Raw genomic sequence first — 20,658 nt, forward strand, 5'->3', positions numbered from 1 at the left:
AAAACTAGATGATTGGAAGGTCTTCAGGGGGGGCTTCATCACTAGCAGGATCAAGGTCCAGCTGAAAAGCCTCCAAATTATCTACAACATCCTTAGGTCGTGTGAAACGCGCAATATGAAATAAGGCTTCACCTTCACTAACGAGAGGCAGATTGGTTCTGCCGATAATAATGCCTGAAATGGGTGAAATAATATCGGTTTCTTTGCCATCCTCACCGTAGGGTGTGGCAACAGCACCGAGTAAGTCACCCTCAAAAACATGTTTTCCCATTGAAACAGTCATCCGGAAAATACCACTTTGAGGTGCGCGAACCCAAAGAGTAGAGCGTGCAACAAAAGGTTCTGGAGCTTTCTTTTTGGTTTTACGTTTAGGGGGTGTCAGCATGCCAATCGATTGCATCACCGATAGAATGCCTTTGACCCCTGCGCGGATCGAAAACTCATCGAAGCGGAGTGCTTCCCCTGCTTCGTAAACAATGATTGGTAAGTTTTTTTCTGTACTACAGGCATACCGTAAAGAGCCTTCTATTAGGCCAGAATTAACCACCACAGGCGCATTAAAGGCTAAGGCCATCTGTTCGGTCACCTGGTTGCTTAAGTCGGCGCGTATTTGCGGCAAGTTGTCTCTATGAATGGCTGCTGTATGCAAATCAATGCCATGTGTACATTGCTGCACCACTTCGGTCATAAATAATTTAGCTAAGCGTGCAGCTAAGGAGCCTTTTACCGAGCCTGGGAAACAGCGGTTTAAATCTCTGCGGTCGGGTAAGTAACGGCTTTGGTTGAGAAAACCATAAACATTAACAATAGGCACAGTAATCAACGTGCCTTTCATTCGTGAGAGTGATTTGCTTTTTACCAGTCGACGAATAATTTCAACGCCATTAATTTCATCACCATGAACGGCCGCAGAAACAAAGAGAATGGGGCCTTCTTGCTTTCCTCGAATGACCTGTACCGGCATTGATAAAGAAGAATGTGTATATAAATCTGGCAGGGGAACATCAATGATAGTGTTTGTTCCTGGTAAGACTTCTTGACCTGCAAGTATAAAGGGTTCTGACATTTTAATTATCCACTTGTATGTAGCTTAAATAGAGACCTTATCAGTCGGTTTTATTAATTAGCTAGAGATTAAACCGATCTGCTTATTGGTCTGCGTCGTCTTCATGAGGTTGGTTTAATTCATCTGATTGTAAATCCTGAACTTTTGGCCTTCGGCGAGCCTTTGTTTTCTTTGGAATCATGCCACGTAAAGAGTCTAATTTTCCAAAGCATAATAGCCTATCATCAGCTTCGAGTTCGCGTGCAGCACGTGGGTTAGGGATTGCCTTGGCCCCTCGATACAAGGTGAGCACGTTAATGTCTTTTTCTTCATCCATCACTTCTTGGATGGTCTTCCCAAGAAACTCTGATCCTTCAGGAATATATATTTCACTGACGCCATACCCTTTGCTAATGGTTAATCGTTGGCGTATATCAATTTCAGGAAAATCAACTTGAGCAGATACATAGTCAATCACAGCGCCGGCAATATCTAAACCGGTGGCCGTTTCAATACCTTCAAGTCCTGGCGAAGAATTGACCTCCATTATTTGAGGGCCGTTTTTACCTTCCAACATATCAACGCCAGCTACTTCTAGGCCTAAAATCTGAGTTGCTCGTACGGCTGTTTCTCTATACCGTTCATCAAGTTCTACCGGTTCAGCAATGCCGCCTCGGTGTACATTGCTACGAAATTCTTGTCCTTGGGCGACGCGGCGCATTGCGGCAACAACACGATCGCCAACGACAAAAGCGCGAATATCCTTTCCTTTGCTTTCTGCCACAAACTTTTGAATGAGCACATTTTGTTTTTGGCTTTGTAGTAGTTCAATAATCGACTCAGCCGCTTTCATTGATTCAGCCAATAGCACACCAATGCCCTGGGTGCCTTCAATCAACTTAATAACGACAGGTGCACCACCAACTCGTTCGATCGCAGGAATCACATCCTTTCGGTCTCGGACAAAGGTAGTTCTAGGAATACCAATATGATGACGACTTAAGATTTGCAGGCTACGTAACTTATCTCGCGAGTTAGAAATGCCATGTGCAGTATTAGCACAAAAAACGCCCATTTCTTGAAATTGACGGACAACAGCCGTGCCATAGTAAGTAATTGATGCACCAATTCTCGGTAACACAGCATCATAGCTACTTAAAACTTTTTGCCGGTAGTAGAGGTCGGGGATGCCTTGTTGTAAATCGATAGCAAACTTAAGGGTGTTTAAGACTTTTACATCATGCCCTCTTTGAAGGGCCGCTTCTTTTAAACGTCGTGTGCTGTAGGCATTAGGTCCACAGGATAAAATAGCAAGTTTCATAAGAGCACCCTTAGGTTTTATCGTTAAGAAGTGATTGTATAGTCTTAATAATTGAAGCTACAGCTTTATATCGCTAAAGGTTAAATCGGTTAGCTCAAATTTGTTCTCGTTTTGTTTTTAATAAGTTGAGCCAATTAATTTTTTTGTCATTGTAGGGTAGGGGCCATTTAGACTTAGCCAGATGGAAGGAAATGTATCTGAAAAACCAGCTTCATTTATTTTTCCTATAAATTGTCCATTAAAATAAAAGTAAGTGATTTTTTCATTATCAATGTAAACCGTAATGGTATCGTTGGGTTTAACACTCGGCCATATTTTTAATAATTGTTTTGCCCAGTTTTTTTTCTGCTCTTCGCTAATATTGAAACGTTTCAATTGGGTTAGTGTTTCATCTACAAGCTCAACATTAGAGATGACTCTTTTGTAAGTTAGCTCTAGAGATAGCGGCCTTTTTCCTTCTTCGTACGTTCCGCTTGGAGTTTTTAACTCAATATCATAAATATCCCAAAACCAAACGCTGAAGTTTGAACGACCGACAAGGTTTAGATCATCTAAATGCAATTTATTAGCACTTGTATTAGCTGTATGTAGCAACAAAAGTAAGATGAATATTTTCTTCATAAAATCTAAAAGTCGTAAGCGGTTTATTAAAAATAAAGTATTTCTAATATGCTACTTAATAACTGGCGTACCGATTTAAAAGCGGACCTAGGATACCTGTAAATTTTAAAGGCGCTTCTGTTATTGCTAAACAAACACAGCCAGTATCACCAGCGACAGGGCTGTGTTCATCAGAACCATCACAGGCAATAAAATCACCAGCGGTATGTGTTCCCTTGTGATCTTTAAAGTCTCCTTCAATCACAAACGTAAATTCTTTACCTAAATGCGTGTGTTTGGGGATTTTAGTCTTCGCTGAAAAACGTAATAAATTAACCTTAAAACTAACGTCGTATAATTCAAGCTCAACGGTTGAAATGTTTGATGTTAGTTTTTGCCATTCAAACCCATCCTGATTGAAGTTTAATAATTGCTTTAGTAAGGGCCTATTGATTTCAGCAACGGCATAATCATCAACAAAACCGATGCCGCCATTATTTTCTCTATCATGATTTGTCAATACTTGAGGCACTGCCTTGTTAGTGTCAGCCGTTGTCAACTTCGCTATATCTGTAATTAAACGATCAAAGCCAGCACCTTCGTTATGACTACTTTCAGATAATTCAAGGTTTTCACCATAATGTGACTCTAAACCCTTAATTTTTTGTCGACATGTTGGACAGTGTTTTTGGTGAAGAGCAATGGCCAAACTCAAAGCAGGTTCAACACTGCCCTCTACATAATTTAATAATAATTCAGTATCAATATGATTATTCATTCGTTTTGATTTCCTAGATGGTGGCGCAAAACCTTCAATGAACTTCTAATTCTAGATTTAATAACACCCAATGTTAAACCCAGCTCCTGAGCTGCCAATTGGTGGCTTTTATCTTCGTAATAGACTTTTAAGATAACCCGCTTTTGCTCCTCACTTAAGTGCTTGAGATTATTGCTTACTTGTATTTTTTCAGAAGTGCTAACAAGCCCTTTATGAAGGTTATCTTCAGCTATTTGCAGCTGAGAGTGTGAGTCATCAAGGCTAACTTCAGAAATTCTCTTTTGCCTTAGTACATCAATTTTTAAATTCCTAGCGATGGTGAAAATCCATGTTGAAACGTTTGCTTTTTCTGCTTGGTATGTTTTGGCTTTTTGCCAAACACGCATGAACACTTCATGGGTCATTTCTTCAGCATCACTTGTACTAGCGTGTTGTTTGAAGAATGTTTTGACCTTAGGAGCAAAGTAAAGATACAGGTTTTTGTATGCATTCTTGTCTTGCTTAACGGCAATAGCCTGCATGTATTGTTTACACAGCTTTGCTTGTTCGGTCTTGCTGATGATGGGCTCGTTCATAGAGTAATAAACTGGTTGCAGAAGCGTGCTTTGAGCTGACCAATATACTAAGTTTTCGGTTATTTGTCTTTGCGCCTGCCCATTCATATTTTTTAAACTCTAAGTGTTATAAACATCGATAAATAGAACAGCGATACACCGCCCTATTTACTGTTTTACGAAAAATATGCTTTTTTGGATCAAAAAAATAAATTTAATCTAATTGGCCATTTTCTACGTACAAGTAAATATGTCCCAGGAATTTGAGGTATCGATGAAAGTACTGTGTTTGATCTTTAGTGTTTTTTTAATCAATGGTTGCGCAATAGATGCCGAGCGTTACCGCGATAAAACACCTGGTTTTAAGTTTGAATCTTTTTTTCAAGGAAATCTCTGCGCAAAAGGCTTAGTGAAATCAAGAAATGGTCAAATTAATCGAAAATTTGCAGCCGATATTCTTGCCTCTCATTCTGCCAATCAAGTTATCTTAGAAGAAGTTTTTCTATTTGATGATGGAGAACGCCAAGAACGTAACTGGGTGTTTGATAAAACAGCTGAAGGTTGGTCCGGTACGGCCGGTGATGTCATTGGTATTGCAAACGGTGAAGTATTTGGCGATAGCCTACATTTAAGGTATCAGTTGAAAATTAACATTGATAACTCTGAATATATTGTCGCAATGGATGATTGGTTAACGTTAGTTGATGATTCGACGCTTATGGGCTCTACAGAAATAACTAAATGGGGTGTTAATTTGGGCCGAATTGATATCGTTATTCAAAAAACCGAGAGTCTTCAGCGAAATGCAAGTAAGCTAGAAAACTGTATTGAGGCTGGAGTGTTATAAATGCGTTTGCTAAACCGCTTAAAACCGATGCTTGTATGGTTCGATACCCAATCCGGTTTGGAGTCAGTTGCCACTAAAGACTCGAATAAATTGGGCTGGGCTCAAGTCACCCCATTCGTTTTTATGCATTTAATGGTATTCGCTGTCGTGTGGGTCGGGTTCAGTTGGGTAGCTCTTTGGGGCGCAATCTTTCTATATTTAGTCAGAATGTTTGCGATTACTGGTTTTTACCACCGATATTTTTCACATAAATTGTTTAAAACGTCACGTTTTATACAATTCTTTTTTGCATTTATGGGCGCCAGTGCGGCGCAACGAGGCCCATTGTGGTGGGCCTCACATCATAGAGTTCACCATCAGGCTTCTGATAAAGAAGGTGACCCACACTCACCCCGGTTGCAAGGCTTCATTTGGAGTCATTGCCTTTGGTTCTTAGCACCCAAAAACTTGCAAACAAAAACTGATAAGGTGAAAGACTTTAATAAGTTCCCAGAACTTAGGTGGCTTGATCGATTCGATATAACGGCACCTTTGGTGCTGATAGTCGCCCTGTATTGCACCGGCTTTCTGATGGAAATCTATTACCCTCAGCTAGAAACAACAGGCGCGCAAATGGTTATATGGGGCTTCTTTATATCAACAGTTGCCTTATATCACGGCACTTACACGATAAATTCACTGGCACATTGTTTCGGTAGCCGTCGTTTCGATACACCTGATGACAGCCGTAATAACGCACTCTTAGCAATTATTACACTCGGCGAAGGCTGGCATAACAACCATCACTTTTACCCGGGAAGTGCCCGTCAGGGCTTCCTATGGTGGGAATTTGATATGACGTTCTATGTGCTAAAAGTAATGAGTTGGTGCGGCTTAGTGTGGGATTTAAAACCCATTCCGCTTGAGGTTCAAAAAGAAATTAAAAGGAAATAGTGATGATAATTGAAGACTTTACTCAAATTTACCAACGGCTCAATAAAGATAATCTTGAGTTATTAACAGACCTTTATAGTGCAGATATTACCTTTATCGACCCCTTACATACAATTGAAGGGATTGATAATTTAACGGTTTATTTTGCAGGTTTATATGACAATGTTTCCTCCATCTCTTTTGATTTCGAAGAAGTCACATCGGATAAAAACAGTCATTTCATAACCTGGGATATGACCTTGGCCCATTCAAAAATGAACGGAGGAAAGCCCTATATTGTGCCTGGTATGACACACTTAAAAACCAACGAGGAAGGGCAAATAAGCTATCACCGAGATTACTATGATGCTGGTCAGATGCTTTACGAGCAAATACCGCTGATTGGAAACATCATCAGACTCATTAAACGGAGACTCTAGTGGCCTACGATTTTAACGGTAAAAAAGTGTGGGTTACGGGTGCTTCCAGCGGAATTGGTCGATGTTTGGCTGGTCAACTGAGTGAAAAAGGTGCTCATGTATTTGTCAGCGCAAGAAATACCGAAAAATTAAGTGAAAACTTTTCAGGTAAGGAAAGAATAACTATTTTGCCCGGCGATTTAACATCTGCGGATGTTAATAAAAACATCGTGGCTGACATTAAAGCATCAGCGGGAGGCTTAGACTGCGTTATTTTTAATGCAGGGACGGCTGAATATGTTGATGCTTATCATTTCTCAGCGGCCCCATTTGAACGAATGATAGAGGCCAACTATTTCACTATGATTAGGGGAATTGAAGCGGCCTTACCGTTATTAAAAGAATCTGAAAATGCGTATTTGGTGGGCATGAGTTCTAGTGTTGGGTGGCAAGGCCTGCCTTCAGGACAAGCATATTCAGCGAGTAAAGCGGCTATTAGAAACTTGTTTCAAGGCTTAAAAATAGAGTTGGCTCCAAAAAACATAGCGGTCAGCTGGGTCTGCCCTGGCTTTGTTAAAACGCCACTAACCGATAAAAACACCTTCGATATGCCATTTAGGGTAAGCACCGATGAAGCCGCACATACAATTGTTAAACAGTTAATGAAACAAACGACGGAAATCCATTTTCCTAAACGGTTTACCTATTTCTTGAAATTTGTATCGTGCCTGCCCGCAGGCTTGGCAGCAAAAATATTAAGTAAAACCGTGCCGGAGTCAAGCTGATGAAAATTGCTGTTGTCGGTACAGGTATATCGGGTAATTTGGCGGCATACCACTTAAACAAAAAACATGATATTACTGTTTTTGAAGCTGAAAACTATGCCGGTGGGCATACACATACACACACGGTTGAGCTAGGTGGTGAAAAGCAGATTATTGATACGGGTTTTATCGTCTTTAATAAAAAAACCTACCCTAATTTTATTAACTTATTAAAAGAATTAGGTGTTCCTTACCAATCAAGCAAGATGAGCTTTAGCGTTCAGAATCAACGTACAGGTCTTGAATATAATGGGACTAACCTGAATGCTCTATTTGCTCAACGTAGGAATCTATTTAGGCCCCGTTTTTATCGGATGATAAAACAAATACTACGCTTTAATAAAGAAAGCCTTAGCCTGCTAGCAGACGATACAGACTCCATATCGCTAGGTGATTATTTATCTAATAATCAATATGGTAAGGAGTTTATTCATGACTATATTATTCCTATGGGGGCTGCAATTTGGTCAACCGACCACGATAGTATGTTTGCCTTTCCAGCACGTTTTTTTGTGCAGTTTTTCCATAACCATGGCATGTTATCGGTCGATGTTCGTCCCGAATGGTTTGTTATTAAGGGCGGCTCTTCGGAATATTTAAAACCCCTTATCGCTGGACATAAAGACAAGATCCGCTTGTCAGCACCTGTTGAAAATGTACGCAGGACAGCAGGTGGTGTATTTGTAAAAGCGACCGGCTATGAAGAAGAGCGTTTCGATTATGTTTTTATAGCCTCACATAGTGACCAAGCGTTAAGTTCGTTAGCAGAACCAACCCCATTAGAAAACGAGGTGTTGGGTGCTATTCCCTACATCAATAATGAAGTTGTTTTACATTATGACCAAAGCTTATTGCCAAAACGTAAATTAGCTTGGGGCGCTTGGAATTATCACTTGTTGAAAGAGAAAAAAGAGCGCGTCGCATTGACCTACAATATGAATATTTTGCAGTCACTTAAAAGTGATTACACCTTTAATGTAACGCTTAATAATACTGCAGCTATTGACCCCAAAAAAATCATTAAAGTACTTCAATATACGCACCCATTTTTTAGTGTAGACGGTGTAAAAGCACAACAAAAACACAGCGAATTAAACGGCCAAAATCGTACCTATTATTGTGGTGCCTATTGGCGGTATGGGTTTCATGAAGATGGCGTTGTTAGTGCCTTGCAAGCACTTAAAGACTTCAATAGAGATGTGCTCGGTGAACAGTAAAATATTTACTGGCCGAGTGAGACATCGGCGGTTTAAGCCGAAAGAAAACGAATTTCAATACACTATATTTATGTTGTATTTAGACCTTGATGAATTACCGACGTTGTTTGATCGATTTTGGCTCTGGTCCTTAAATAAACCCAATGTCGCTAGCTTCCAGACTCAACAATATTTAGCGGATGAAAACGGCTGTATAAAAACGGCGGTTAAAAATGAAGTTAAAGCACAGTTAGGCGTTGTTCCGAAAGGGCCCATAAGGTTACTGACACATCTGTCTTATTTTGGATATTGCTTTAACCCAGTTTCTTTTTATTATTGCTTTAACGAAGATGGTGAAACGCTTGATTTTATAGTCGCACAAATTAATAACACGCCGTGGAATGAAAGGCACTGTTATGTTTTAGATAATAGACCCTCCGACGCAAGCAATAGCCCCTCTAAAGTGGTTAGAAGTGAGTTTGAAAAAACATTTCATGTATCGCCATTTTTGCCGATGGATATGCGCTATTTTTGGCGTTTTAATACGCCGAGTGAAAAATTAGCTGTTTATATGAAAAACACGCAGGATGACGAGACGTGTTTTGATGTTAATTTGTCATTAAAGCGCAAAGAAATTAATTCGTTAAATTTATGCGCTGCTCTCGTAACGTTCCCCTTGATGACGTGGCAAGTAATAGTTGGTATTTACTGGCAATCATTAAAGTTATGGTTAAGAAAAACACCTTTCTATGATCACCCCAAAACGCATAACACTAAGTAATAAATAGACTCGATAGTAACCTAACAATGATAATTTGAGGATGGTATGAGCAAATCAGCATCAGTAAGAAAACTAACTCAACACTTAGAAAATAAAGCATCTCATCGCAGAGGCACTTTGTTTAGCAAGGTGTTGAAAAAAGCTGTATTAAAACAGCTAAATCACCTTCAGTATGGACAACTAACGTTGACCGACAGTGGGGAAACACACCATTTTATGGGTAATAAACGTAGCGATTTAGTCGTAGAAATAAACATTTTAAATAACGAATTTTATTGGTATATCGCTTTAGGCGGTAGCATAGGGGCTGCCGAATCTTATATCAATGATTACTGGCGCACACCTGATCTAACCAAGGTTATTCAGCTATTTGCCTTAAACCAATCCGTTATGGACTCAATGGAGACGGGCTTGGCGAGCTTTACAAGCCCCATTAAAAAAGCATTTCACTGGTTAAACAAGAACACGCATAAGGGAAGTAAAAGTAATATCGTTGCGCACTACGACCTCGGTAATGATTTCTTTAAGCTATTTCTGGATCCAACGATGATGTATTCATCGGGTATTTTTTATCAACCAGATGACACAATGGAACAAGCCTCGACCAATAAATTAGAAAGAATTTGTACTCGTTTAAATTTAAAGCCAGAAGATCAAGTAATTGAAATTGGTACAGGCTGGGGTAATTTTGCGATGTACGCGGCTAAACACTATGGCTGCCATGTCACCACAACTACAATTTCTGAAGAACAGTACGCCTATGCAAAACAACAAATTGACAATGCAGGTTTAAGCAACAAGATTACGCTACTAAAACAAGACTACCGTGAGCTGACAGGGCAGTATGATAAGTTAGTGTCAATAGAAATGATCGAAGCGGTAGGTCATCAATACTTTGACACCTTCTTTTCAAAATGTAGTGCGCTTTTAAAAGACGAGGGTGAGATGCTTATTCAAGCCATTACTATTAGTGACCAGCGATTTAATAGCGCAAAAAAAGATGTCGACTTTATAAAGCGCTATATTTTTCCTGGTAGTTGTATACCGTCTATTAACGCGATTAGCCACAGCCTAACTAAATCGAGTGATTTGCGAATGACCAATATGGATGATTTCGGTATGCATTACGCAAGAACGTTAAATGAATGGCACAAGTCGTTTAAAAGCAATATTCAAGCAGTAAAAGCACAAGGCTTTAGTGATGAGTTCATTAGAATGTGGGAATATTATTTCAGTTATTGCGAAGGTGGCTTTAAAGAACAAGTAATCAGTGTATCGCAGTTGCATTTAGTTAAGCCTATGGCGCGGGTTCCAATGTCGTTAGTAGCACTGGAGACATAACAATCAACCTGTGGCAAACAGTTTTATTATTTCAGACTGGTTGGCTAGTCCTCGTTTCATGCCACGACAGTTTGCTTTACTTAGTCTCAATCGCTTTGATTTTGCTTTATTTGCTGCTCGACCTATATAAGACAAAGCAAAAAGACTATTTATCGTACGCCTTGCCGAAGCTTTTAATGTTTATAAGCGGTTGCCTGGCAGATTGGAGTTTAGCCAAACTTGAGTTTATTCAGTTTGCTGCTGATGGCCCGACTCTACCTTTTTGGTTAGTGTTGCTTTGGCTGCTTTTTTCTATTACGTTTGAACAGTGTTACCGCTGGTTAAGCGGTAAGCTAAAGGTTGCCGCTTTATTGGGAGGCTTATTTGGCCCAGCTTCATATTGGGCTGCCAGCAAACTGTCCGCTGTCAGCATACAGATGCCGGTTGAATTTACTCTATTAAGTGCTGTTTTTTGGGCCGTGCTGTTTGTTGCTTTTATTAAAAAAAGACCGCTGGCCACTTAAGCGCTCACTAATGTCGAGTTAACCGCGGTTGAAATCAATAAATCCACCATTAAATCAGAAGCGCCTAAGTGAGGCGAAAGGCTAATATTGATGTTTGCATGCTGAGCTGTACACCTATTAATAATATTAGGTATATCTTCCACCACATGCCGACCAGAATTAAGAAAGTAAGGCAAAACGGTAATTGATGTTGCACCCTCTGCAATACACTGCTCAATACCTTCAGGAATCAATATATCGCTTAGCTCCAAAAATGCCGGCTTAACAATATCGTATTGTTCACCGCAGTTCTTTTTAAGCTTTTCAGCTAGATGGACTACCTCATCATTCGATTGTTTGCGTCGGCTACCATGCGCAACTAGTAATAGTGCATTCATGATGTAACAGTCTCATCATGATTCTTTCCTAGCAAGTAGTAAGTGATACCTAAAGCCAGAATAATACTCGCTAGAGCAAACATATGCATAGGGTCGACAAACTTAAAGTCAATAATGATAACTTTCCTAGCCATTGCCATCATAGCCGTTGCGACGACTAACCTTAGCGGAAATACATCAGTCCTTAAGTAAAGCACAATATTTTGGAAAATTTCTATCGCGATTAAAACCGCTAAAAAAGCAGCGAAGGTCTTAAATATATCTGACAAGCTAAGCAACAAGAAAGGAGGCGCTAGCAGTTGCTTATACATCACATAAAAAACATCGGCGACTCCCCAAAAAATAACCAGCACCATTAATACAGCCAGTATTTTTATGGCCACTTTTATTGCCTTATGCAAAATGGAAATTAAAGGGTCGTGGTGCTCGGTAGGTAGTTCATCATGCTGGCTCATGTCAGGTCTCTTTAAAATATATAAGGTAATTACTGGTGAACGAAAATTAACGCTGAGGTGTCGAATCCAATAGATTTTGACATTGAGATAAACTGGTCAATCACCTCTGGTTTAACGGTAGGCGTTCTTGCTAACAACCATAAGTAGTCTTTATCTGGGCCCGATATGAAGGCATATTGATAGCCTACGGTATCCAACTCAAAAACAATATACGAACCATAGAAGGGGCCAAAAAATGATACCTTTAAATGCCCTTCATCGGCGTCATTCACAAAATAAGCTTTACCTTGGGCTTCTTGCCAGGCACTTTTTTCGGCAGAAAACCCACGGTTGACAACATTAATACCACCGTCCTCTCTTAAGCTATAGTCTGCGGTAACTTTGCTAAGCCCTCTTTCAAAAGAATGGTCTAGCCGCGCAATTTCATGCCATGTTCCTAAGTACCGTTCAAGCTGAAAATTTTCAACCGGTTTTACCCCCTCTGGTATGCCAACACATCCGGACAGGATAAAAACAACACTGAAAAAAAGATAAGCTATGGTTTTTTTTCTAAACATAGAGTGACTATACACCTTTAAAAGCAGACAGCGCTCTTAAGCGACCCCGCTTTAAATCAACAATCGGGCTAGGGTAATTCTCCGGTCTATTCTTGGCGCTGGGTAAATGAATGTCTTTATCTGATAAGTGTGCCAGCTCTGGCAGGTAATGGCGAATAAAAGCACCCTTTGGATCAAACCGTTGTGATTGAGTGACCGGATTAAAAATTCTAAAGTAAGGCACCGAATCAGAGCCTGTTGAGGCACACCATTGCCAGCCCCCATTGTTTGCCGACAGATCACCATCAATTAAATGTTGCATAAACCAACGCTCACCTAAGCGCCAGTCTATCAATAAATGTTTCGTTAAAAACATAGCCACTATCATCCGCAAACGGTTATGCATCCACCCCCTTGTTAATAGCTGCCGCATGGCTGCATCAACAATGGGGATTCCCGTTTTACCGTTCTGCCATGCCGCTAATTGCTCTTTATCATGTCGCCATTCAATCTGCTCTGTTTGCAGCTTCAAGGGCTTATGTTTAGACACTTGCGGAAAATCAATCAGGGTGTGTTTATAAAATTCACGCCACAGCAACTCGTTTTGCCAAATATGTACGCCATCACTCATTTCACAGTGCAACGCTGCGTGCCAACATTGTGCAACGGAGAGTATTCCACTGGCTAGATACGGGGAAAGTCGACTGGTGCCGGCTAACGATGGCGTATCCCTATCCGCGTTGTAATGTTGAATAGGCTGCTGACAAAATTCAGTCAATCTGGCTAAGGCTTGCTGTTGACCGGCAGGCCAAAAGGTTTGTATTTTTTTTGAAACCGTTGGCCAGTGTATGTCTGCAAGCTGACACTGTCCGCTCAACCTCTTCGTTGCGTTGTCGTTTATTTTTTCGCAAGGATTAGGTACAGGGTAGAGGCTAGGCGGGGTCGCAAGCCGCTGCCGAGCTTGTGTTGAAAACGCCGTAAATACTTTATACGGCGTGCCGGTTTTAGTCCGTATACTTGCTGGTGGAAGCAGCAATTGGTCGTGATGCTCTTGATAGGCCACGCCACTGTCTTGGCATCGATCAATAACGTTTGCATCTCTTTGGCATTCGTTAACAGGGAGTTCCGCGTTAACGTGCACTTTATTTACAGCCCACTGCTGACAAATAGTGGCGATTAAATCAGGAATTTGTTGGTAGTTATCAAGCTGAAAAAAGTGCAATTCAATATTTAGCTCAGCTAACTCTTTTTTAAGTTGAACGAGATTGCGGTGCCAAAAGTCCAGCTTTACCGCAGCATCATCATGCTGATGCCATTGTTGTGGTGTGGCAATGTATATTGCAATAACCGGCTGCGTAGATTGGCAAGCATGGTAAAGCGCGGGGTTATCAATGGTGCGCAAATCATTACGAAACCAAACTAATTCATGCTGTGCCGACATTAGCGTTTTGTTTTTTCTAGCCAAGTTTTCATCGCAGCGGATTGCCAAGCGTTACTGCTATGGCCGCCTACACAAGCAATACCTAGGCTAGTTAATTGCTCATAGTGAATATCCGATGCCAAGCCAAGACAGATAATATCGTCTTTCCACAACGCGCCAAGTTTAGCTAACGGCTTAAATGCTGTTTGCTCTAGGCGTTGATCTGCATACACTATTAATGGCCATTCAGCATTATTATGTAAGCGTGTTAAACCCGCTAAATCCTCAACTTTACCAAAGGCATTAACACGAAGGCCGCTTTGCAAAAGTAGGCTATGCAGCAAGTAATAGCCCAATGATGGCCCATTAAGGTCTAGGCTTGCTAGGTAGCAATGCCCTTGTGGCTTTTGTTTTTCTGTACGCAAGGTCATTATTAACGTTTGCCGTTGCCAACTTTGTTGCCATAGCTGTTGTTCCAGCTGATAACCCAGTGGTTGCCGTTGCCAGCGCTGGGCTAATGTTGCCTGCAAAGGGTGGTAGACGTATTCACAGAGTGTAATAAACGGCACTGATTTGTTTAATCGGTCCAGCATCTGGTTTACACCAGGCTTGTTAAGCTCTGAGATGCTCGACAGCAATTTATTTTGCTCTACTAACCATTGTTCAGCAACCGGCTCAGCCGCAGCATATGACTTACCGCTGGCAAGCAAAGTAGCCACCTTGCTGATCGCTACACCACGGTTTAGCCACGACAATATGTGTTGAATATCCTGAATATTGCCTTCGTTATACACGCGATGGCCCTTCGCTGTTCTTTCTGGCTTAATTAAGCCATAACGCCGCTCCCATGCGCGCAAGGTGACCGAGGCTACCCCGGTTTGTTGGCTAACATCACCAATCGTATAGTTTTTTTCAGATGGCATTACGTAAACTCAAATCGTCTGGGTAAGGTTGCAAATATGCCTGCTTTTCAATGTAAGGGTCGGGGTGGTTATTAAAATGATGCTTCAGCAAGGTAATGGGCACAATTAGCGGCACCTGATGAGTACGGTATTGTTCAATAAGGTTACCTAGCTCTTGTTTCTCTTTAGCGGATAACACTTTTTTCAAATAACCCTGTAAGTGCATTAACACATTGGTATGCGTTTTACGGGTGGCAAGAACGCTTAAATTTTCCATTAACAAACTAAAATAGCGCTCAGCCAAATCATCAATATCGTACCTGCCCGCATCAGCTAGCAGCTGCCCAAGCTCCACATAATGCGTAGGGGTACGTGCCATTAAGCAATACTTATAACTCGCATGAAATTCTAGAATAGCGTGATGGCTCAACCCTTGTTTCTTGAGTTGTTGCCAATTGTGATAGGCATAAACCCGCGTGATAAAGCTTTCCCTTAGCACTGCATCTTCTAATCGGCCAGACTCTTCAACGGGTAATAATGGATTAGCCTGCATAACGGCTTTAGCATAAACCCCACGACCGGGTTCAGCCGCAGGATAACCACCTTCTTGATAAACTTTGACCCGAAACACCCCGCAACTGGGGGACTTCTGCATAAATACATAACCGCATAATTCATCTAGTTGTTGCGCTTTATGTTCACTGTATGTCTTTAGCTGATCGGTGTAATCTACGCTATTATCGTGAACAGCCACCACCTTAGGCGCCTGTACCTCGCCAATAAGGCGGATGGGTTTTCTAGGAATAGACATGCCGCTGGCCACTTCAGGGCATTCAGGTACAAACTCAAAATAGCGAGAGAGGCTATCGGTACAAAGCTGAGAGTGCTTATGGCCGCCGTCAAAACGCACCTCATTACCCAGTAAGCAACTGCTGATTCCTACTTTTATTTTCATTGTTAATACCCCTTATGAGCTATAAACAAGAATAACAGCTTATAAAAAGTTGTACAAGAATGTTATTTTGTACAAATATATGCCATTATAAAGCCATCAATTAAAGGTCATTTCTATGAAACATGTTCTTATAACTGGTGGTACAGGCTTAATTGGCTCGGCTTTGTGTCAATTATTGCTAAGCCGGCAGCATCAGGTCACCGTGCTTAGTCGGCAGCCCGACACAGTGCCCGCTAAATGCGGCCAACAGGTTAAAGGTATTCAGTCGTTAAGCGATATTAGTAATGAGACACCGATTGATTGGGTTTTCAATTTAGCAGGCGAACCCATTGCCGATAAGCCATGGACAAAAAAACGCAAAGCCTTGCTGGAAGCAAGCCGAATTGAGCTAACACAACAACTTGTTGACTGGATCGCCCAGCGCAAAACCGCGCCAGACTGTTTAATCAGTGGTTCGGCCGTTGGGTGGTATGGCAATGGCAAAGACACGGTGTTAACAGAGCACAGTGATTTTGTGAATGAATACACCCACCAATTGTGTGAGGCATGGGAGCAACAAGCACTGCGCGCCAAAGAATTTGGTGTACGCGTGTGCACTATACGAACCGGCTTAGTGTTAGCACCAACGGGTGGCTTTTTACATAAAATGCTGTTGCCCTTCAAATTAGGCCTAGGGGGAAAACTCGGCTCTGGTCAACAATACATGCCTTGGGTGCATATTAACGATATGGTACGCTTGCTGGCGTTCCTTGCTGATAACGAGCAAGCCCAAGGGCCATTTAATGCGTGCTCTGCTAACCCAGTACGTAACAATGAATTTACCAAAACCTTAGCGCAGACCCTACATCGTTATGCGTTTATTCCAATCCCTGCTTGGTTACTTAAAGGCGTATTAGGTCAAATGTCTGGCTTATTATTAACAGGGCAACGAGCCATTCCCGAGAAAGTTCATGCAATGGGTTTTAACTTTGCTTATTCCAATTTGCAAACAGCGTTAACAGATATTTTACAAACCAAACACTAACAGCGGACGACATAATGACAAACAAAGCAGTATTATTGGCTAACTTAGGATCACCAGACAATACCGATACAGCCTCAGTTCGGCGCTATTTAAACCAATTTCTAATGGACCCCCACGTTATTCAATTACCGTGGTTATTGCGCCGAATGATTGTTAGCCTGTTTGTATTGCCAACGCGGCCAAAAGCTTCTGCTGAAGCCTATAAAAGTGTCTGGATGGATGAAGGTTCGCCGTTGATTGTTTTATCAGAGCGGCTTAAAAACGCATTGCAATCTCAATTAGAAATCCCTGTCGCAATGGCCATGCGCTATGGTAAGCCCAGTATTGAGACGGAATTATTAGCGCTCAGTCAACAAGCCGGTATAGAAGAAGTTTTGTATATCCCACTGTATCCACATTTTGCCGATAGTACCGTCACCACCTCTATTGAAGAAGCCGAGCGGGTTATTAAAGAACACAATCTAAACATCAAGCTTAACGTTGTTACACCGTTTTATGACCAACCTGACTATATTAATGCCTTAGTAAACAGCGCCCGGCCTTATTTAGAGCAAGCCTACGATCACATCGTTTTTAGTTATCACGGCCTACCCGAATCGCATATTACAAAACGTGACCCAACGGGCCAACATTGCCTGCAAAGTGCAGACTGTTGTCAACGCCCAAGCGAAGCACATAAAACCTGTTATCGCCACCAAGTGATGTGCACCACGCAATGTTTTGTAGAACAGGCGCAAATAGCACCCGAAAAATACTCGGTTAGTTTCCAATCTCGGCTTGGCCGCGCTAAATGGTTAGCGCCTAATACAGAGGACCGCTTGCGCGAACTGGCCCAATCAGGCGTTAAAAAAGTGTTGGTGATTTGCCCCGCTTTTGTCACAGACTGTTTAGAAACACTCGAAGAAATAGCCATTCGTGCAGACGAAGTATTTAAGGAAGCAGGGGGGGGCGAGTTACAGTTAATTCCGTGTCTTAATGATCACCCTGCATGGGTTAATACGCTAGGGGCGTGGTGCGAAGCGAAGGAGGGATAAAAAGCTTAAGCTTGGAACAATATCCTTGTATTTAATCGCAGTTTCAATAATGGGTGACTGAGTAAAAGCGACATTAATACTTCAACCTTGGCCCCGAATTGTTTACATGTTGCCTAGGCATAAATACTTGATTTCTACAAACTCATCGATACCATATTTAGAGCCTTCGCGGCCAATACCAGACTCTTTAACGCCTCCAAATGGCGCGACTTCTGATGAAATAATGCCTGCATTGATGCCAATAATACCTACTTCAAGCGATTCAGCAACTTGCCACACACGCTTAATGTTTTGTGAGTAAAAATAAGCGGCTAAGCCAAAAGGTGTATCGTTAGCAAGCTCAATGGCTTGCTGGTCTGTTGTAAAGCGATAGAGCGGGGCAACGGGGCCAAATGTTTCTTCATGAGTGATTTTCATCGCCGGAGAGACATTGCTTAATACGGTGGGTTGAAAAAAGAGCCCGCCTAATTCATGCGACGCTCCACCGGTTAGCACAGAAGCGCCTAATTGAACGGCGTTATCAACGTGTTCTTTAACTTTATCAAGTGCTGCGGTGTTAATCAGAGGTCCTTGCTCTGCGGTCGGCTCAATACCATTTGCAACAGTGAGTTGACGTACTGTTGCGGTTAGCTTTTCGGCAAATTCATCATATATACTGTCTTGAACAAATATTCGATTTGCACAGATACAGGTTTGCCCTGTGTTCCTAAATTTACTGGCCATCACGCCTTCAATAGCGGCATCTAGGTCGGCATCATCAAAGACAATAAAGGGTGCATTTCCACCTAATTCAAGGCTTATTTTTTTGATCGTATCTGCGCATTGGCGCATTAAGGTTTTGCCAACCTCTGTAGAGCCCGTGAATGAGAGTTTACGTACGATGGGGCTTGATGTTAGTTCTTCACCGATGGTGCTGGCTTGTCCGGTGACGACATTGAGCACGCCAGGTGGTATTCCAGCTTGATCGGCTAATTCAGCCAGCGCGAGTGCAGAAAAGGGCGTTTCCGATGCTGGTTTGATGATAACGGGGCAACCAGCTGCTAGAGCCGGTGCGCATTTACGTGTGATCATCGCATTTGGGAAATTCCAAGGTGTGATCGCTGCAACAACGCCAATAGCCTGCTTGATGACGATGATTCTTTTATCATTACTGGGGGCGGGAATGGTGTCGCCGTATACTCGTTTTGCTTCTTCAGCAAACCACTCAACAAAACTAGCTCCGTATAATATTTCTCCACGTGCTTCGTTGATAGGCTTGCCTTGCTCTGTTGTCATTATGCTAGCAAGGTCTTCTTGATTGTCGATAATTAATTCAAACCATTTTCTTAGAATACTAGAGCGGTCTTTGGCGGGGCGTTTTTGCCATTTTTCCCATGCAGATTGAGCGCATAAGATAGCGTCTTGAGTTTGTTTTGCAGTAAGCAAAGGGACATGGCCTATAAGCTCATTATTTGCTGGGTTATAAACAGCAAGCCTTTGGTGGTCAGTACTATCTACCCATTGCCCGTTGATAAACGCGTGTTGTTTGAAAAGCTTTTTATTTTCAATGTGCATGATTGTATAGCGGCTTTATAAGACAGAAGATCATAGTAATATAAATTTAAAGGATTAAAAGCTTAAAGCAAATATTATTAGCATCGCGTTTTTAATTATTACTACTGCAAATATTTAAGGGTAGGTCATGGCTTAATGCTCAATCTTGCAGTAAGGGAGTATCAAGCTGATTGATTAAATATGAGCTGGGGTTATGATGTTAGAACACCTTGCAAATATTAAATAAAGGAGTAATGGTGAAGCAGTAATAAAAACAGTGGTAGATGTCATTGTGAAGTGCTAAAAAAATAATAAAGACTAAACAGGGGAAGAGCATGAATTACAGCAGAGAAACAGCGAAACAGTGGGCGAATGAACACATTAAGGGTTTGTTTATGTGTCCTATTTCACCAATGAATGATGACTTTACTTTTGATGAAGAAGGGATTCGTGAAAATATTGAAGCGTTTATTGAAATGGGTGTGGATGGTCTAGTAGTGGGTGGTTTCATCGCCGAGTGCTGGAATGCAACGCTAGACGAATGGTACCGTTATCATGAGGTGGTTGCCGAAGCAGTTAATGGGCGGATTCCCTTATTTTCAATATTATTGGACCCCAGTGCTTATCAAACAATTGAAAAGATGAAGCGCCTAGAAGTACTTGGCTATGACGGTGTAGAAGTGATAAACCCCGTTGTTCAACTCAAAAGTGATGATGAAATTTATAATTGGTTTAAATTTACCACCGATAGCTCGGATTTGGCGGTTGTGCTATACAGAACGCCGGTTTCCGGCAAAGTACTCGGCTGGGATTTACTACAACGTTTGGCAGACCTGGAGACTGTTGTAGGAACAAAACAGGGCGTTATGAATCGCGTGGAAACGTTAAAAATTCGCAGCATCATTCGCCCTGATTTTATTGTAGCTGACCCGTTTGAATCTGTTTTTTGTGATGACCTGCGAAAGGGTGGACAAACAGTATTTGGTGAGCTGTCTTATATTTTGTATGGCAAAAAACGTCATATCGTCAAAGATTATATGGCCTTGTCGGCAGCAGGCAAGTGGGAAGAAGCTTATCAAACAAGTGCACAGTTAAACGATATTCGAGAATTTTATAATGAAGTGTTTATTTGGGATGTAGTGCAAACATTCACCTATGCCAGTGCCTTAGCTAGTATGAAGGCATGGTTTGAAGAGATTGGTTTAAAAGCAGGGCCTATTCGTCCCCCTATCGAGCAATGTACGCCTGCACTAAAGGCGCGTATTCAGTCAACATTAAAAGAATTGGGCGTGAGTTAAATA

At 41.6% G+C, this 20,658-nt stretch carries 23 protein-coding genes and 1 pseudogene; 11 read left to right on the forward strand and 13 right to left on the reverse strand.

The genetic code is table 11. The annotated features are described in order from the left end of the window. Nucleotides 1–4: 4 nt before the first annotated feature. From Q91_RS03270 to Q91_RS03290, 6 genes and pseudogenes are all read right to left on the reverse strand, one after another. Nucleotides 5–1,066 carry a succinylglutamate desuccinylase/aspartoacylase family protein gene (locus tag Q91_RS03270; protein WP_015005459.1) on the reverse strand — a complete coding sequence of 354 codons (1,062 nt, stop codon included), beginning with the start codon at nucleotides 1,064–1,066 and terminating at the stop codon, nucleotides 5–7. Nucleotides 1,067–1,148: 82 nt separating this feature from the next. After that, a complete protein-coding gene (locus tag Q91_RS11730) occupies nucleotides 1,149–1,382 on the reverse strand; it encodes a hypothetical protein (protein WP_232228648.1) in 234 nt (77 codons plus the stop codon). A 60-nt stretch (nucleotides 1,383–1,442) separates the two neighbouring features. Beyond that, nucleotides 1,443–2,366, reverse strand: a pseudogene (gene rimK / locus Q91_RS03275) (30S ribosomal protein S6--L-glutamate ligase); the annotation flags it as partial. 117 nt (nucleotides 2,367–2,483) lie between these two features. Then, nucleotides 2,484–2,987 carry a chalcone isomerase family protein gene (locus Q91_RS03280; protein WP_015005461.1) on the reverse strand — a complete coding sequence of 168 codons (504 nt, stop codon included), beginning with the start codon at nucleotides 2,985–2,987 and terminating at the stop codon, nucleotides 2,484–2,486. A 55-nt stretch (nucleotides 2,988–3,042) separates the two neighbouring features. Further along, nucleotides 3,043–3,744 carry a ChrR family anti-sigma-E factor gene (locus Q91_RS03285; RefSeq protein ID WP_015005462.1) on the reverse strand — a complete coding sequence of 234 codons (702 nt, stop codon included), beginning with the start codon at nucleotides 3,742–3,744 and terminating at the stop codon, nucleotides 3,043–3,045. Continuing rightward, entirely contained in the window at nucleotides 3,741–4,319 is a 579-nt protein-coding gene (locus Q91_RS03290) for an RNA polymerase sigma factor (protein ID WP_238538354.1), read from the reverse strand. The genes Q91_RS03285 and Q91_RS03290 overlap by 4 nt, the downstream gene beginning before the upstream one ends. 229 nt (nucleotides 4,320–4,548) lie before the next feature. Between Q91_RS03290 and Q91_RS03295 the strand changes: the two genes are divergently transcribed. The 8 genes from Q91_RS03295 (at nucleotide 4,549) to Q91_RS03330 (ending at nucleotide 11,121) form a co-directional block, all read left to right on the forward strand. After that, the gene (locus tag Q91_RS03295) at nucleotides 4,549–5,145 is read left to right on the forward strand and encodes a DUF3833 domain-containing protein (protein ID WP_238538355.1); all 597 of its coding nucleotides are present in this window, start codon (nucleotides 4,549–4,551) and stop codon (nucleotides 5,143–5,145) included. Next, nucleotides 5,146–6,078 carry an acyl-CoA desaturase gene (locus Q91_RS03300; RefSeq protein ID WP_015005465.1) on the forward strand — a complete coding sequence of 311 codons (933 nt, stop codon included), beginning with the start codon at nucleotides 5,146–5,148 and terminating at the stop codon, nucleotides 6,076–6,078. Nucleotides 6,079–6,080: 2 nt separating this feature from the next. Further along, nucleotides 6,081–6,497: a nuclear transport factor 2 family protein gene (locus Q91_RS03305; protein ID WP_015005466.1), complete on the forward strand. Its 417-nt coding sequence runs from the start codon at nucleotides 6,081–6,083 to the stop codon at nucleotides 6,495–6,497. Next, nucleotides 6,497–7,261: an SDR family oxidoreductase gene (locus Q91_RS03310; protein ID WP_015005467.1), complete on the forward strand. Its 765-nt coding sequence runs from the start codon at nucleotides 6,497–6,499 to the stop codon at nucleotides 7,259–7,261. Before Q91_RS03305 ends, Q91_RS03310 begins: the two co-directional genes overlap by 1 nt. After that, nucleotides 7,261–8,517, forward strand: a complete 1,257-nt coding sequence (locus Q91_RS03315; RefSeq protein ID WP_015005468.1) for an NAD(P)/FAD-dependent oxidoreductase — start codon at nucleotides 7,261–7,263, stop codon at nucleotides 8,515–8,517. Before Q91_RS03310 ends, Q91_RS03315 begins: the two co-directional genes overlap by 1 nt. Next, entirely contained in the window at nucleotides 8,498–9,277 is a 780-nt protein-coding gene (locus tag Q91_RS03320; RefSeq protein ID WP_020932867.1) for a DUF1365 domain-containing protein, read from the forward strand. The genes Q91_RS03315 and Q91_RS03320 overlap by 20 nt, the downstream gene beginning before the upstream one ends. A 45-nt stretch (nucleotides 9,278–9,322) precedes the next feature. Next, complete coding sequence (locus tag Q91_RS03325) at nucleotides 9,323–10,618, forward strand: cyclopropane-fatty-acyl-phospholipid synthase family protein (RefSeq protein ID WP_015005470.1); 1,296 nt, start codon at nucleotides 9,323–9,325, stop codon at nucleotides 10,616–10,618. A 71-nt stretch (nucleotides 10,619–10,689) separates the two neighbouring features. Beyond that, complete coding sequence (locus Q91_RS03330; RefSeq protein WP_016389710.1) at nucleotides 10,690–11,121, forward strand: DUF2878 family protein; 432 nt, start codon at nucleotides 10,690–10,692, stop codon at nucleotides 11,119–11,121. Here the strand turns inward: Q91_RS03330 and Q91_RS03335 are convergent. Genes Q91_RS03335 through Q91_RS03360 form a run of 6 tightly spaced genes read right to left on the reverse strand, consistent with a single transcriptional unit; the run spans nucleotide 11,118 to nucleotide 15,766 of the window. After that, nucleotides 11,118–11,498: a sirohydrochlorin chelatase gene (locus tag Q91_RS03335; RefSeq protein WP_015005472.1), complete on the reverse strand. Its 381-nt coding sequence runs from the start codon at nucleotides 11,496–11,498 to the stop codon at nucleotides 11,118–11,120. The two genes, Q91_RS03330 and Q91_RS03335, sit on opposite strands and share 4 nt — an antisense overlap. Next, nucleotides 11,495–11,953 (reverse strand): phosphate-starvation-inducible PsiE family protein, encoded by a 459-nt coding sequence (locus tag Q91_RS03340; protein WP_015005473.1) that lies wholly within the window; start codon nucleotides 11,951–11,953, stop codon nucleotides 11,495–11,497. The genes Q91_RS03335 and Q91_RS03340 overlap by 4 nt, the downstream gene beginning before the upstream one ends. Nucleotides 11,954–11,982: 29 nt before the next feature. Beyond that, nucleotides 11,983–12,510, reverse strand: coding sequence for a lipocalin family protein (locus Q91_RS03345; protein ID WP_015005474.1), 528 nt, complete (start codon nucleotides 12,508–12,510; stop codon nucleotides 11,983–11,985). A gap of 7 nt (nucleotides 12,511–12,517) precedes the next feature. After that, a complete protein-coding gene (phrB, locus tag Q91_RS03350) occupies nucleotides 12,518–13,978 on the reverse strand; it encodes a deoxyribodipyrimidine photo-lyase (protein WP_238538356.1) in 1,461 nt (486 codons plus the stop codon). Further along, the gene (locus Q91_RS03355) at nucleotides 13,930–14,832 is read right to left on the reverse strand and encodes a MerR family transcriptional regulator (protein ID WP_015005476.1); all 903 of its coding nucleotides are present in this window, start codon (nucleotides 14,830–14,832) and stop codon (nucleotides 13,930–13,932) included. Before Q91_RS03355 ends, phrB begins: the two co-directional genes overlap by 49 nt. Then, complete coding sequence (locus tag Q91_RS03360) at nucleotides 14,822–15,766, reverse strand: DUF523 and DUF1722 domain-containing protein (RefSeq protein WP_015005477.1); 945 nt, start codon at nucleotides 15,764–15,766, stop codon at nucleotides 14,822–14,824. The genes Q91_RS03355 and Q91_RS03360 overlap by 11 nt, the downstream gene beginning before the upstream one ends. Before the next feature lie 115 nt (nucleotides 15,767–15,881). On the opposite strand from Q91_RS03360, the gene Q91_RS03365 reads away from it, so the two are divergent. Further along, nucleotides 15,882–16,790: a TIGR01777 family oxidoreductase gene (locus Q91_RS03365; protein ID WP_015005478.1), complete on the forward strand. Its 909-nt coding sequence runs from the start codon at nucleotides 15,882–15,884 to the stop codon at nucleotides 16,788–16,790. Nucleotides 16,791–16,804: 14 nt separating this feature from the next. After that, complete coding sequence (gene hemH, locus Q91_RS03370; RefSeq protein WP_015005479.1) at nucleotides 16,805–17,824, forward strand: ferrochelatase; 1,020 nt, start codon at nucleotides 16,805–16,807, stop codon at nucleotides 17,822–17,824. 102 nt (nucleotides 17,825–17,926) lie between these two features. Here the strand turns inward: hemH and Q91_RS03375 are convergent, their stop codons facing one another. After that, a complete protein-coding gene (locus Q91_RS03375) occupies nucleotides 17,927–19,378 on the reverse strand; it encodes an NAD-dependent succinate-semialdehyde dehydrogenase (RefSeq protein ID WP_015005480.1) in 1,452 nt (483 codons plus the stop codon). Nucleotides 19,379–19,692: 314 nt separating this feature from the next. Here Q91_RS03375 and Q91_RS03380 point away from each other — a divergent pair, with 314 nt between their 5' ends. Next, nucleotides 19,693–20,655, forward strand: coding sequence for a dihydrodipicolinate synthase family protein (locus tag Q91_RS03380; RefSeq protein WP_015005481.1), 963 nt, complete (start codon nucleotides 19,693–19,695; stop codon nucleotides 20,653–20,655). Nucleotides 20,656–20,658 lie beyond the last annotated feature (3 nt).

Origin of the sequence: Cycloclasticus sp. P1 (assembly GCF_000299965.1) — a bacterium.
Taxonomy (GTDB): domain Bacteria; phylum Pseudomonadota; class Gammaproteobacteria; order Methylococcales; family Cycloclasticaceae; genus Cycloclasticus; species Cycloclasticus pugetii.